The following is a 13,961-nucleotide window of genomic DNA, read 5'->3' on the forward strand; positions in this document are numbered from 1 at the left end:
GCGGCTTTTTTAGTACCCAATGTTTATTGATCGTTTATATCGATCAATAAACCATAACTGATTCGTATAATCGTTCACAAGTTAAGGAGCATGTCCATGAGTAGCCCAATTATCCCGTGGGTGGGTGGTAAGCGTCGGTTGGCAAAGCATATTTTGCCGCTATTCCCTGCACATACATGCTATATCGAGCCATTCTGTGGCGGTGCGGCTCTCTATTTTCTCAAAGAGACATCTAAAGTAGAAGTTATTAATGATGTTAATGGTGAGTTAATCAACCTTTATCGTGTCATTAAGAACCATTTAGAGGAGTTTGTAAGGCAGTTTAAATGGGCGCTAACCAGCCGTCAGGTATTTGAGCGGACGAAAACCACGCCGACTGAGGTGCTCACTGACATACAGAGGGCGGCGCGGTTTTACTATCTTCAAACAACAGCATTTGGCGGCAAGGTTGATGGCCCGACGTTCGGTACATCTACTACCCATTCTGTTGGATTAAACCTGTTGCGCTTGGAGGAAACATTACCAACCGCGCATCTAAGATTATCTCGGACAATGATAGAGCACCTCGGCTGGGCTGCTTGCATTGAGAAGTATGACCGGTCACATACTTTATTTTATCTAGACCCCCCTTACTGGCAGACATGCGGCTATGGGGTTGAGTTCGGTCTGGAACAGTATGCCCATATGGCACAGTTGGCCCACTCAATTCAGGGCCGAATGATAATATCAGTCAATGATATTCCTGAGATGCGGGAAACCTTCAAGGGATTGCATATGGATACTGTGAGCCTGAAATACTCTTTAGGGGACAATAAAAAACAGGCGAGTGAATTAATCATTAGAAACTTCTAGCGTTCTATTTTGCATTATGCAAAATCGACAATTATCGCGCGGCGACCTTATGCAAGAATGGTCGCTAATCTATGCAAAAAAATTCGCCGCGCTACATCCGCACTTACCGTAATGGGGCCGAAATCGTAGGTATCCGCCGTGACCCATAGCCGGGTAGCGCTTTCTTCATTCACTAACACCGTGCCGGGAATAATGCGTTCATCATCTTCAATCAACATAATTAATTGGGTGATAACATCAGCGCGTAATGTCGGGCTACGTTCAGCAATTAATTGGGTGGTTAAGCCACTTTCAATAATGGCATGGATACAATCCTGACCAATGCTAATCCGGTTATTACACAACATTGGCTCATTACCGGTATTTAATACAAAGTCGCCGTCTTTTATCAGCAGGTCGATATACATTAATTCCGTCATTAATTTAATTCCTGCCATTCCATTAAATCACCCGGCGTCATGCCACCCGGCATACTAATATGTACATTCTCAATGCGTTTGCTGTTATCCGTGACCGATTTTGAATTATCATTAATTTCTTTATTAATTCCGCCTTTTTCAATATTCCGCATCTGGCCACCGGTTAATAAGTTATTGGCTGAATTAAGCGGGTTATCAGCGGGTAATGGCATTTGATACGCTGGGGATATCATCGGATTATCCACAGGGGGAGCCATTTTATAGGCCGGGGCCATCATCGGATTATCCATAAGGGAAACCATTTTATAGGCCGGGGCCATTATCGGATTATCCACAGGGGAAGCCATTTTATAAGCCGGGGCCATCATCGGATCAGCCCCAATTGTTTTCGCCTCAATACTGACACCGGGAATATAATTCAGCTTATCGATGATCCAATTATAGGTTTCGGCAAAGGTACTTTTCAGCCAGTCCCATAATCCACTGAACACATTGCCGATGCTGTCAGCCATGGCACTGAACCCAGCCAGCGGCGATAACCCCGTAATAGCCGATACCAGCCATTGCCAGCCGGATACAATCTTTTGCCATACCCCGTTGAACACGTTCCCCACGGCGGTTACCACTTCAGATAACCACTGGAAAGCGGCGGTATCGGCAATGGCCGCGGTTATCTCATCCCAATGCTTAATCAGGTAATAGATACCCGCCGCCAACGTGGCAATGGCCACAATCACTAACAACACTGGCCACGTCAGAAAACTAAATGAAATCCCGGCAGAAATTGCCGCCATCCGTAGCGCCAGTAATACCCCGCGCATAATGCGCATGGTGGCATTGGCAGCGATAATCGCCTTGTTATACAGCCAGATAGCAGCGGTGTGGATTTGGGTTACCGCACACAATGCACCCCACAGCAGTTTTAGCCCCATCCAGATAAACATGCTGATCCCCACAACCATATTGGCGATGGCACCGGCGGCAGCAAAACTCAACAGCGCCAACATGGCATAGCCGATCAACCGGGCGATATTGGGGAATAGCTGCATCCAGCGGGCGAATTTCTCGCCAATTTCAGACACCCGGTTCATGATCGGATACAGCACCGGTAACAGGGTTAAGCCCAAAATGACCCGCATCCCTGTCCAGATAGCTATCAGCCGTTCCCACGGATCAGCCATTTTCTTGGCCATCTCACCGGCCCGCTTCATACCGTCATTACTGCCCAACTCAGTAATATTGCGTTTCAGCAAATCGACATTGCCATAAAGCTGTTTAATGACATTCGCCCCGTCACCAAAGGCTTTATCCAGCTCGACCTGTGCCTTTAAATTGCCCTCAATGGTTTTCCCGTAACGCCCCTGTAATTTTTCCAGCATTTGCGGCATGGTCAACATCTGGCCGGAAGCATTCACAAAACTCAGGCCAAGGGTTTTGGCCCCGGACGCCGCCCCTTTCATGAATGTTTCATAGCTGCCGCTGGCTTCGGTTCCCAAGGTTTTTTGCAACTGGCCCAACACGGCAAATTGTTCATCCATGCCCACGCCATAGTTAGCGCCAACCCCCTTGGAACCCTGCATCAGGTCAGCCATAGTCTGCATATTGACGCCAAAGGCCTGCACCATGTACGCCGTTTTACCGGCTACCTCTTCGGCAAACTTCACTTTGCCTATGCGGTCTGCGTAGCCGTCAAACTGGTTATACATTTGCCCCATGTAGGCGGCGGCTTCGCTACCGGTGGTTTTCATGCCTGCGGCCAGCACATTGGTGGCCAGCGTAAAACGGGGCAAATCACGGTCAGACAGCGTGCCAATGGCACTGCGCACATCCGCACTTGAGCGCACCACATCCACCGCGCTGCGCCCATACTGCATACTGAATTTCAGGGCGTCAGTGCTCATCTTTTGCAAGGCGCTATCACTCACCCCCTTGGCGCTGGCTTCATTGAGCACCCCGGCAAATTCAGCCGCAGGCCCCAGTGCGCCCTTAATCCCCTGCACCACACCAAATAATGCGGCACCACCCACCGCGATTTTACCGAAAGCGGCCTGTGATGAATCCGCGAACCCTTTCACAGAGGATTGCACCTGCTTTAATGGGCGCGTGATTTTATCAATCATGCTTAAAGTAAAATCGAGGTGTTTCATTAATCGCCTTTAAATGCCAAGCCAATACCATTGGCGGTTGATATTCGGGTATTTTCCCAATAACGGTTATCCAGCCAAACGGCACGGGCCAGACTTTCTATATCGTCATTTTCATGTGGTAAATAATGACGGCGCAGAATAAGAAACTGCTCAATAGAATTATTTTCAATCGCCCGTAACCGTTGGGTTAGTTTTTTACTTCGATTTCCAGCTCTGGCGCGTAAACCTTATTGACCTTTTCAATTAATTGCAGCGCCGCACCCGGTGCTTTTAAAATCTCGTCCAAGGCTTCTTTGGTTTCTTTACTGATAATACGGCGCAGGTATTTAAATGCCGGGGCAATTTTATTTTCCATCCCCACTTCATTAATAAAACCGTTATAAGCGGTAGTATTCGGTTCGAAAATAAGTTCAACGCCACCTACCACTAATACAATCTTGCTTTTGTCAGCCATGTTATTTATTTCCTTGTCTCAGATATATTTCATTAATCAGTTGATTGTGTCGCGCCGCGCATAAAGTATAAATACTGCGATAGGCGCGTAATGCGTTATCAAAATCATTACCGGTCGTGCCGGTTAATCGGGGTAATAGGGTGCTGCATTTAGTGAGCTGATTTTCCTGATAAGGTACGCTCTGCGGCATCGGTACTTTCGTTGAACAGCCGGACATATTCATCAGTAGCACACACATTAGTAAACACCGGCTTAATAATTTCCGTGTGAATAACCGGTTTGTATTTATCCCTCTGCTGGCGCAACGCTTCCAGCTTATCTTCCAGTTGCCGGGCTGAATCACTGGCTATGCCCTCCGAAATTGTCCGGCCCTGTTCTGCCGCTGTGTTGGCTGCGCGGGTAATACTCAGTTCAAGGCGATCATGCTGCAAATCATTGAGATACCACCCGGCAACAAATGCCGCTGCAATCAGCGCCAATATCTTGGCCATCAGCGAACCCCGTTATGCTCAAGGCTGAAATGGTTGCCATCGGGATTGGATTTAAAACGCCCGCCCCAACTGCCGCCCAACTTTTCCCAGTATTCACCCAAAGGGGTGTAAGCTTCAGTTTTGGTCTGATACACCCCGTTGATAAACAGATTAAAATCCACTGCCAGCCGCGAGGTATGCAGACTGTTACTGATACCGCTTCCCGCCTTGGCATTCAGTTTGGCCTGCTCCGGGGTGCGGTAGGCTTCACCAAAAGTCAGACGGTAGCCCCGTTCCCCAGCCCAACTAATTAACTGCGCAATCAGTTGGGTAAATAACTGCTGTTTCTCACTTAATGTCATGATTTCTTTCCCTTTAGCAAACTGCTGCCCCGGCGGCGCAACCACACCTCAACCGCCTGATAACCGGCAATGCCCAGCGCAGCCCCCAATCCGTTGATGGCCAGCGGTGACAAGCCCGGCACCCATACCAGTGCCGCCGCTGCCGCCATTGAGGTACCCGAACCCAAAATAACGCGACCAATAAACAGCCGGGCGGTGATCGGCTCATCGCTGGCCAGAATCTTGCCTAAAGCCAGTAAGGCACCGATAACCCCCAGCGAAATAATGGCTTTTTCATGTTCCTGCATCCTTGCCCCCTAGCCGATCAGATTGCGCGTGGCTTCCGATTCCAAATAAGGAATACCGTTAATACGCACAAAATCCGGGCTGGTAATGAAATACTTAATTTTATGGGTCAGTACCGCGCCGCCTTTCGGGTCAACATCCAGAATGGAATCAAACTTCAATTTCACGCCGAACACTTCCACCTTTAACTCTTCGTCCCCAGCCTTGGCGTAGAACAACACGTCAAACGGCGGGATACCGCGCCATGAACCGGCGCGTGAGGCTTTGGCGGTCAACTGTTGCAGCACCTTGGTACTGACTTCAATATCCCCCTCACCGCCAACATCGCCTTTCACATCCCCATCCGGCACGCCATTGGTTTGTGCCGGGCCGCTGTTGTCGGTAATGGTCAGCCCCATTTTTTCCACATGGATCAGGTCACCGTCCATATTCACATCAACCGACTGACCAGAAATACGGGTACTCATTGGCTATCCTCCAGCGCGGTATCCAACATCAGACTGACAGTGATACCTTTCGGGCATTCATACGGGCGAACCACAATATAAATCTCCACTTTGGTGGCAGTGCGCCACGTAATCACCACATCCCCCTCTTTCGGCGGTTTTACTTCGCCGGGGAATGTAATGCCGTTAATCTGCGTACTGCGGGCCATTTCGCGCAACACCTTGGAAAAATAGGTTTTATGCGCGGCAATGCTGCCGGGGGTACTGTTGAGCGAACGATCTGCAATCTTGGCAATCGCCTGCAAGCGAATACGGCGGGCCGCTTTATCGACAATCCGCAGACTCTCAATTGCCTGATAATCCCCGCCCTCCACATCCAGTGTGCGGCCATCTGACCAATACATGCCGTCATAGTCCGGATACCACATCGGGACGCTGTAGCGCAGGGTTTCCAGCGCTTGCAAGGTGGCCAAATCCAGCACCACGCCCTTACCATCCACCGGTTGCGCATCACTGCCCATGTCCAGTAGCGGGCCAGTGGCCACACGGGCCGGACTGTCAGCAATGGTCACGGCGCGGTTACACAGACGCCCGGCCAACACCCCCGGCTCATTGCCCCATAACCGTGGCACCAGTTGCACCGCAGACGCGGCAACACCCTGTTGTAATGCTGCCAGACGGGCTAAATACTCCGGCCAGCCCTCATCAGCCTGCGGGCCATCAACGGCCAGCACAAACCACACCCAGCGGCCAAACTTGGCCAGCAATTCAGCCCGCAAGCTGGCGGCGGCGGTGAGAGTGGCTTTATCGGTGGGTAACACCACCACTACGCCCTCAACACTGGCCACCAATTGGGCGGCTCTGACGGCCTCCACCCATGCCAGTGGGTCAAGTTCGGCATCTTTAGCAGGCTCTGCCAGCACATGCACAAAACCGTTCCAGTTCTGGCCCGCATTGAGCATCGCCGCCGTAGTGCAGCTTTTTATCGCGCTGGCGTCCGTTCCCAGCAATACATCAAAATCGGTCTGCGTGTTCACGGCCAGCGTTTTCCCGGTGTTAACCTTGCCGGTACCGATGTACAGCACGGCCCGTTCAATCTCTTTGGTTTCGCCCTGTAGCTGGTTTTTTTGGTCAATATTGACTTGTGGCCAACTCATCGTTACCTCTTCATATCCTGTGCTTTGACGTCCCAGCCAAACCCGATGGCCTGTAACTGACGCGCTAAGGCTTTGTTAAAATCGTCGTCGCTCATGCCCAAGAACTCACGCGCCGGGACGTCCACTGTCCACGCTGATTTAGCCGCCTTGCCACTCAGTTTTTTAATCAGCAAACCCGCTTGGGCGAAACGCATGTTTTCGATAATTTCTTTGTAAGGTGGCTTGCGCCAGCGCTTACCCTTTTTCACCCGGTAGCCCAAGGCCCGCAATTTCTTAGCCTGCTTGATAGTGGCGGGCCGCTCCGGGGGTACCGATTTAGCCACTGCGCTGCGGTTAATGGTCACGTGCATACCATTTTGCTGGCCATATCCCACCACACCCGCCGGTACCGGTTTTTCACCGTTACGGTAGCCACCGCCCTGTAAATACAACCTGACCGCGCTAATCTCCGGCATTTCACGGATATGCAGCAATTTCGGCATGTTGCGCAGCATCTTGCCGCGCTGGTTGGTCTGCCGTCCCTGCCACGGAGTGCCATCAGGTGATTGCTGGTTACGCACATTGCGCTTGGCCGCAACAATCACCCCATACTTGGCCAGCCGCCATAACAACCGTTGGCGTTTTGGTGGCGGTAACTCCAGCCGTTTAAGTGCCTGTTGCAGCTCGGTTAACTGTTTTTTACTCAGCTCACCGTTGATAATCATCAGCTTTCACCCAGTGGTGCGCCGCTAGCATCTGCGCCAAATATCACGCCCTCGGTAGCCAGCCATAACTCCGGATCGGTCAGTCGCCATTTAGCGCCCTGAAAGGGAATATCCCCGGCCGCGTCTTTCTTAATGCTCAGTGATTCCGTGAGTCCCATCGACACCACCACCATTGCGGTTTTATCGTCGATCACATCGATATCAATGTTCGGCAATTCCGGCTCCGGGCCGTGGTCGGGGGCATTCTCAATCATCCACACCAGCAACAAAGCGCACAGATTGCGCGGGTCATAGTCACGGTAAGGGAAACGGCCCCATGACAGCACCGCATCAAACTGCATCAACGCCAGTTGATACTGATCCAGCCCTAAATCTCGCTGCGCCGGAATAAAGCGCAACTCGTCCATGTCGCTGTTAAATTCCAGCTTGCGCAGCCGTTCCGGCAAGTTGCCCTGCACAAAGGCGGTTAATGACTGTAATTGGCTCATACTTGCCTCACGGTGACGCGCTTCAACCCTTTCATACGGCGGATAACAATGGATGACTCCGCCAGCAATCCCTTGCGTGTCTCGTCACTCTCCTGCCCTGGATGTGACTCCCTGCGGCCAATCGTGGCAAACTCCCCTAACAGATCGGCTTTAGCACGGGCATAAACCGCTTTTTTGTACTGCGCACATAACAGGTTTTCAGCGTCGATACTGACGCCCGGCACCTCTGCGGCATGGCTATAACCATTCGCATGGTGCTTAGCTTCAACGCTGGCTAAATCGCTGTTCACCTCTCCCGCTGCGGTAATCAATGCCTGTGCAACAGTTCCCGCATCAACATCAGCCGGGATAGTGCGCTGAACCTGAAATTCTTTAAGGCTCAAGTCTGGCCAGAACCCCACGTTTTTTAAGGTGGCATCCTGATAATCAATCGGTTTTCCGCTAAACATATGTTCTCCCGAAAAGCGGGCTGACCGGCTTCCACGGCACATAACACTAATGTGTATTGCCTCCGCCGCGCCCGCTCGGCTTACGGTAGTCTTTTATTCTTTTAGCAATGCCCGAATACGGGCGGCGATATTACGGCGCAAGGTGGTGACACCAATCTGCCGGTGAAACCCTACCGCCTGCGCCAGTAAGGCATCCGCTTGTTGTAATAACTCCACATCATCCAGCGCGGTAGCCCGTGGCTGTCCATCGTTATCGCGCAGTAGCAACAACCCGGCGAACTTGTACCACTTGGCGTTAATCTCTTCATGCAGCCGCCATTTCTCGCGAATATTTTTGAATGTGCGAGAAAAATACGGCTCGACACTTTCCCCGCTGGCGGCGGCAATTTCGGCCCACTTCATCACGGTATCTGCAACAAATGCCGGTAACTTACTGCGGAAATTGCCCGGCATTTTCTGCCCCTGCCCAATGGCGATATCAGCCCACTCCAGCGCCTGATCAAACTCATCCACATCAAACAGCCAGATAATGCAGTACACCAAAATCGGGTTTTGATACACCTCACCGCTGTCCAGATACGCCTGTGCCGTAGGAAGCCAACGCGGTAACAGTTCACTGCGCTTCATGGCCACCCGGTCACTGGTGACATCAAGACTACGCACCCGACCCACATCATTTTCCAATGCCCGTAATTTGACGTGCAGACTGTGGCCAGCGTCCAACACCTGACACTCACTTAACTGCTTTTCAGCCTTAATACGGGCAGAATGACGCTGCGCGGGTGATAGCATGACTTATACCTCTGGCCCGTCTTTGGCTTCTTCAACCTTGCCGATGGTGACGGCGGTTTCATCAAAGGCCGCATACAGCTCTGGCGTTTCCACGGCGTAGCCCTCCATACGCAAGTAGCTGTTCTCAAACTGCTTACGGTCATCGGAAAACTCCGCTTTGCGGTAACGCGTCCCCCGCTGGGTATAAACATGAAGATTACTCAACATGGTGACCGTCATACGCTTACCGGGGAAGAACGGCGGCACCATGGCCTGACGTCCGGCAATGGATTGCGAAAGCATTTGCGCGGCAATTTTTTCCGTTGGGCGGTCTGCGGCCTGATAGAGGCGGTATTGCTCCGCAGCCACTAAATCAGCCCCAACCAACACCACCAGTCGCGGGTCATTACGGAATTCCTGCGGGATTTTGGCGTTAATCAGGTCAGAAGCCATGGCGTCTAATGACTTAAAATCACCACTGCTGCCCAGCGTGATGGCATCTGTAATAATCTGATTTTCGTCATAGCTGCGCACCAGCTCATGCCAACCAATATTGACATCTTCACCGTTCGGGTTATCCGTCGGCTTGGTGGTTTTCGCCGCCGATTTACCGTTAAAACCAATGCGTAACACGTCCAGACTGAATGACTTATTGGTAAATGCCTGCATACGCTGGAAGAATTCTTCTTCACTCCCGGCATTGGCCCAAACGGATAGCATTTGGTAAGTCAGTGCCGCCCCGGAATCTGTTTCGTACAGCTCATAGTTGTTACCATCTACACCCACTTTGCGACGAAAACGGCCCTCATCCGTGCGGCCAGTAAACAGCCCCGGATTACCAATGTTAACCACCTGCCCTTTTATCTGGTCGACATCCTCAACCACAATGAAATTAAGAAACTCATTGCTTTCCAGCATGGCGTCGCGCAATTTGGTTTCTTTGGGATCAGACAATGAGAAATAACGTGACGTCTCTTTCACATCATTTGCCTGTGCCAGCCCATCGAGGTAATTACTTAAATAACCTCGCGCTTTATTATTAAGTAGCATTTATTGCACTCTCTTTAATCAGAAATACGAAAACCCATTAAGCCAATGCTTAATTAAAGATACTCAAACGGCTTACGTGAATCGCTCGGCTTTTTACTGGGTAATTTAGTGAATTTTTTATCTAAGCTACCCAACTTCTGAATAAACTGTGGTAAATTATCACGCAATTGCGCAAACTCTTTGGTGTCCACGACTTCTTTAATCGTTTCAACATCGGAATCCGTTTCTTCCTGACTGGTTTTTAATTCAGCAAGCTGGGTTTCCAATTCACTGATTTTATCCTGCGCAGCTTTTAACTGCTCAGCCAGCACCGTAGCAGCATCATCAGTAATATTATTATCGGTGTCGGTAATGGTGTCATTCTCATCAACCAAACCAAACTTGTGATACCATTTCTTTTTACCTTTCACACGGTTCCCCTTGACTGTCTTTTTAATATCATCGAAAACAATTGGCCGATATTGGCTATAACGTTTATTACGCAATCGCTTGTTAAACTTCATTTGGTCGGTATATACGCTGGCAGGTTCATCCGTTACCCCCATGCCCTCAAGATAGCTTTTCCCCGTTCCTCTAAAATTGCCATCCTCGGTAAACTCAGCGGAAGTAAAAAGCAACTTACCCTCGCCGTTAGCCGCAATGAGTGACAATGCAGGACAAAGCCGGGCAAACATTTTTAATACACCGTCCTCATCTTCTTCCGCCTTTAATTCTAATACCTGCCCTACCGGGCCATAAGTACGCGAATGTTCCGGCCATAATTGTGCGGTATACATTCGAGGGTTATATAGCTCTACGGCCTCTAATATCCATTGCCTTTCAATATTACGCCCATCTAACGTTTTCCCCTCGGCACAAACACACAACCATGTCGTTGTTAAATGTGAAACTGACATTCAACCGTTCTCCCTGATTTGTGATATTCAGTATGGCTAATTAAAACCAGCTCTGCATTCGCTTTAATTCTTATATATTCGGATATAGCCCGTTAGCCGAATAGAAACGAATTATTACGGACGTTTATTTAACGGTATCTCGGAATAATAAAGGCTATGGCTAAATATTCAGATGAACTCATTGGTGTTGCACGGGCGCTTTATTTAAAAAGGTCAACACCCAAAGAAATCGCCAGTGATTTAAATCTGCCGAATGTGCGGATTGTTTACTATTGGGCGCAAAAATGGAATTGGGCTGATTTACTCAGCCATGAAAGCACGGAGGAAGCCATTGAGCGCCGCTATCAATTATTAGTGGGGCGCGATAATAAAAGTGATATTGAATTAAAAGAGCTGGATATTCTGATTACTCATGCGGTGAAACTGCGGGCGCAGAGTAATAAGCATAAAGAAAAACTCGCCGCCGCCAAAGGGAGTAAACAGGCACAGGGTGATAGCGGTGATTTTGATGATGAACGCCCGGTAAAAAAACGCCAGTACCGCAAAAATGATATTTCCGGGCTATCAAAAGAAGATTTTGACGTTTGGGCAGAAGAACACCTGTTTGGCTATCAAAAGCACCTGCGGCTAAATATTGGTGAACAGGTACGCAATATCCTGAAAAGCCGCCAAATTGGCGCAACATGGTATTTTGCTTTTGAAGCCTTTGAAAATGCGGTGTTGACCGGTGACCCGCAAATATTCCTGTCTGCCTCTCGCGCTCAGGCAGAGGTTTTCCGCTCGTATATCGTCAATATTGCCCAGCAGTATTTTGATATTTCACTAACCGGTAACCCTATCCGGTTGAGTAACGGCGCAGAGCTGCGTTTCCTGTCCACCAACAAAAACACTGCCCAGTCTTACAGCGGCCATCTGTATTGCGATGAATATTTTTGGGTGCCTAACTTTGCCAAATTAAATGAAGTGGCCAGTGCTATGGCCACTCATGATAAGTGGCGCACTACCTACTTTTCGACACCCAGCGCCAAAACTCATCAGGCTTATCCGTTCTGGACAGGTGATGAATGGAAGCGCGGCAGTAAGAAACGCGCCAAAGTTATCTTCCCACCATTTGATGAAATGCGCGATGGTGGTCGCCGCTGCCCAGATGGCCAATGGCGTTATGTCATTACCATGGAAGATGCCATCCGCAATGGCTTTAATCTGGCCAGTCTTGAAAAGCTGCGTAACCGCTATAACGTCGATGCATTCAACATGCTGTACATGTGTGTGTTTGTTGACAGCAAAGATGCAGTGTTCTCTTTTGACGACTTGCAACAAGCCGGGGTGGATGCTGCCACTTGGCAGGATCACGACGAAAAAGCCGCCCGGCCCTTTGGTAATCGCGAGGTATGGGGCGGTTTTGACCCGGCACGCTCTGGTGACCTGTCTACATTTGTGATTATCGCGCCACCACTCTATGAGGGCGAAAAATTCCGGGTATTAAGGGTGATCCATTGGCAGGGGATGAATTTCCGCTATCAGGCTAACCAAATTAAAAAACTGTTCCAGCAATATCACATTACCTATATCGGTGTGGATGTGACCGGCATCGGCCAGGGTGTATTTGAAAACATCCAACACTTTGCCATCCGGCAGGCGGTGGCCATCCGCTATGGCGTAGAAACCAAAAACCGGCTGGTGATGAAAGCCGCCGATGTGGTGGAAAGCAAACGTATCGAATGGGACAAAGACCGCACCGAAATTCCGGCCAGTTTTATGGCCATCCGTCACACCACTACCGCCAGCGGCAATGCCATGACATTTGTTGCAGACCGCAGCGCGGAAACCGGCCATGCGGAGGCGTTCTTTGCTATTGCTCACGCCCTCGACAATGAGCCACTTAACTATGAAAACAAATTAACATCCCGCTGGAGGCTGAAGAAAGCAGCATGAAACGCCCAAACAAACGCGCTATGAAGCGCCAAGATAACCACGGCAAAAGCCGCAAAATGAGCATTATCAGCTTCGGCAAACCAGAGCCGATACTCACCACCGGCACCGATTACCGCGATATCTGGTATGACAATGACTATGACCATTACACCCTGCCGATTGACCGGCTGGCACTGGCACAGTTGGTTAACCTCAATGGCCAACATGGCGGCGTCATTTATGCCCGTAAAAATATGGTGGCATCCGATTACCAGAGCGGTGGCCTGAGCCATGAAGAGATTGAAGCCGCTATTTTTGATTATTTTACCTTTGGTGATGTCGGTATTCTTAAAATCCGTAATGGCTGGGGCAATGTCATTGGTCTGGCCCCCTTACCAGCGCTGTATACCCGTATCCGCAAAAGCGGTGAATACGTGGTATTGCAGGAGGGTGAACCTATTATTTACCCGGAAAATGACGTGGTTTTTCTCAAACAATACGACCCACAACAACAGGTTTATGGCCTGCCGGATTATATTGGTGGTATTCACTCCGCATTACTAAACAGTGAAGCGGTGATTTTCCGCCGCCGCTATTACCACAACGGGGCGCACACTGGCGGCATTTTGTATACCAGTGACCCGTCAATGACCGATGAAGTGGAAGAAGAGATTGAACGCCAGTTAGCGGACAGCAAAGGGATTGGTAATTTCAGCACAATCTTGGTCAACATCCCGAACGGTGACCCGGAGGCGGTGAAATTTATTCAAATGGGGGATATCAGTGCCAAAGATGAATTTGCCAATGTGAAAAATATCAGTGCGCAGGACATTCTCAATGCTCACCGCTTCCCTGCAGGGTTAGCCGGGCAGATACCGGAAAATGCGGCGGGATTAGGTGACCCGGAAAAAGCGCGGAACACGTACCGAAAAGACGAGATTTTACCTGTACAACGGCGCTTTAGTGCGGCTATCAGTGCCGATCCAGAGATCCCGGCACATCTACAGCTAAATTTTGATGCGCAAACAGCAAACTCGGGTGCGTTATGAGCAGAAACACGTTAAAATTCCAGAAGTTCGCCACTTTTGGAGCCAGAA

At 49.9% G+C, this 13,961-nt stretch carries 19 protein-coding genes; 3 read left to right on the forward strand and 16 right to left on the reverse strand.

From position 1 onward, the window contains the following. Window positions 1-96 precede the first annotated feature (96 nt). On the forward strand, window positions 97-852 hold the full coding sequence (locus OVO64_RS02055; protein WP_099529122.1) for a DNA adenine methylase: 756 nt from the start codon (window positions 97-99) through the stop codon (window positions 850-852). Window positions 853-899: 47 nt separating this feature from the next. Here OVO64_RS02055 and OVO64_RS02060 read toward each other — a convergent pair whose 3' ends face one another. From OVO64_RS02060 to OVO64_RS02130, 16 genes are all read right to left on the reverse strand, one after another. After that, on the reverse strand, window positions 900-1,271 hold the full coding sequence (locus tag OVO64_RS02060; protein ID WP_267248582.1) for a DUF2590 family protein: 372 nt from the start codon (window positions 1,269-1,271) through the stop codon (window positions 900-902). Further along, the gene (locus tag OVO64_RS02065) at window positions 1,271-3,418 is read right to left on the reverse strand and encodes a phage tail tape measure protein (protein ID WP_267248583.1); all 2,148 of its coding nucleotides are present in this window, start codon (window positions 3,416-3,418) and stop codon (window positions 1,271-1,273) included. The genes OVO64_RS02060 and OVO64_RS02065 overlap by 1 nt, the downstream gene beginning before the upstream one ends. Beyond that, on the reverse strand, window positions 3,418-3,588 hold the full coding sequence (locus tag OVO64_RS20595) for a DUF6890 family protein (RefSeq protein ID WP_373919177.1): 171 nt from the start codon (window positions 3,586-3,588) through the stop codon (window positions 3,418-3,420). The genes OVO64_RS02065 and OVO64_RS20595 overlap by 1 nt, the downstream gene beginning before the upstream one ends. Window positions 3,589-3,605: 17 nt before the next feature. Beyond that, entirely contained in the window at window positions 3,606-3,872 is a 267-nt protein-coding gene (locus OVO64_RS02070; protein WP_004389570.1) for a putative phage tail assembly chaperone, read from the reverse strand. 1 nt (window position 3,873) lies between these two features. After that, on the reverse strand, window positions 3,874-4,062 hold the full coding sequence (locus OVO64_RS02075; RefSeq protein WP_080986964.1) for a hypothetical protein: 189 nt from the start codon (window positions 4,060-4,062) through the stop codon (window positions 3,874-3,876). Further along, a complete protein-coding gene (locus OVO64_RS02080; protein ID WP_050289569.1) occupies window positions 4,022-4,363 on the reverse strand; it encodes a hypothetical protein in 342 nt (113 codons plus the stop codon). Before OVO64_RS02080 ends, OVO64_RS02075 begins: the two co-directional genes overlap by 41 nt. Continuing rightward, window positions 4,363-4,704 carry a M15 family metallopeptidase gene (locus OVO64_RS02085; protein ID WP_032819436.1) on the reverse strand — a complete coding sequence of 114 codons (342 nt, stop codon included), beginning with the start codon at window positions 4,702-4,704 and terminating at the stop codon, window positions 4,363-4,365. The genes OVO64_RS02080 and OVO64_RS02085 overlap by 1 nt, the downstream gene beginning before the upstream one ends. Beyond that, complete coding sequence (locus OVO64_RS02090) at window positions 4,701-4,991, reverse strand: phage holin family protein (protein WP_004389568.1); 291 nt, start codon at window positions 4,989-4,991, stop codon at window positions 4,701-4,703. Before OVO64_RS02090 ends, OVO64_RS02085 begins: the two co-directional genes overlap by 4 nt. 9 nt (window positions 4,992-5,000) lie before the next feature. Beyond that, a complete protein-coding gene (locus tag OVO64_RS02095; RefSeq protein WP_032819435.1) occupies window positions 5,001-5,456 on the reverse strand; it encodes a phage protein in 456 nt (151 codons plus the stop codon). Beyond that, a complete protein-coding gene (locus tag OVO64_RS02100; protein ID WP_267248584.1) occupies window positions 5,453-6,592 on the reverse strand; it encodes a DUF2586 domain-containing protein in 1,140 nt (379 codons plus the stop codon). The genes OVO64_RS02095 and OVO64_RS02100 overlap by 4 nt, the downstream gene beginning before the upstream one ends. 2 nt (window positions 6,593-6,594) lie before the next feature. Next, window positions 6,595-7,296 (reverse strand): phage virion morphogenesis protein, encoded by a 702-nt coding sequence (locus OVO64_RS02105; RefSeq protein WP_219646117.1) that lies wholly within the window; start codon window positions 7,294-7,296, stop codon window positions 6,595-6,597. Beyond that, entirely contained in the window at window positions 7,296-7,784 is a 489-nt protein-coding gene (locus tag OVO64_RS02110) for a phage tail protein (RefSeq protein ID WP_267248585.1), read from the reverse strand. Before OVO64_RS02110 ends, OVO64_RS02105 begins: the two co-directional genes overlap by 1 nt. Continuing rightward, window positions 7,781-8,233 (reverse strand): head completion/stabilization protein, encoded by a 453-nt coding sequence (locus tag OVO64_RS02115; protein ID WP_005171232.1) that lies wholly within the window; start codon window positions 8,231-8,233, stop codon window positions 7,781-7,783. Before OVO64_RS02115 ends, OVO64_RS02110 begins: the two co-directional genes overlap by 4 nt. A gap of 93 nt (window positions 8,234-8,326) precedes the next feature. Further along, window positions 8,327-9,025, reverse strand: coding sequence for a phage terminase small subunit (gene gpM / locus OVO64_RS02120; protein WP_267248586.1), 699 nt, complete (start codon window positions 9,023-9,025; stop codon window positions 8,327-8,329). Between the two features lie 3 nt (window positions 9,026-9,028). After that, entirely contained in the window at window positions 9,029-10,054 is a 1,026-nt protein-coding gene (locus OVO64_RS02125) for a phage major capsid protein, P2 family (RefSeq protein ID WP_267248587.1), read from the reverse strand. A 53-nt stretch (window positions 10,055-10,107) separates the two neighbouring features. Next, a complete protein-coding gene (locus OVO64_RS02130; RefSeq protein WP_267248588.1) occupies window positions 10,108-10,950 on the reverse strand; it encodes a GPO family capsid scaffolding protein in 843 nt (280 codons plus the stop codon). A gap of 156 nt (window positions 10,951-11,106) precedes the next feature. Here OVO64_RS02130 and OVO64_RS02135 point away from each other — a divergent pair, with 156 nt between their 5' ends. Then, window positions 11,107-12,885 (forward strand): terminase large subunit domain-containing protein, encoded by a 1,779-nt coding sequence (locus OVO64_RS02135; RefSeq protein ID WP_267248589.1) that lies wholly within the window; start codon window positions 11,107-11,109, stop codon window positions 12,883-12,885. Beyond that, a complete protein-coding gene (locus OVO64_RS02140; RefSeq protein WP_267248590.1) occupies window positions 12,882-13,913 on the forward strand; it encodes a phage portal protein in 1,032 nt (343 codons plus the stop codon). The genes OVO64_RS02135 and OVO64_RS02140 overlap by 4 nt, the downstream gene beginning before the upstream one ends. Window positions 13,914-13,961: the final 48 nt, after the last annotated feature.

This window comes from Yersinia sp. Marseille-Q5920 (assembly GCF_946902935.1).
GTDB lineage: Bacteria > Pseudomonadota > Gammaproteobacteria > Enterobacterales > Enterobacteriaceae > Yersinia > Yersinia rochesterensis.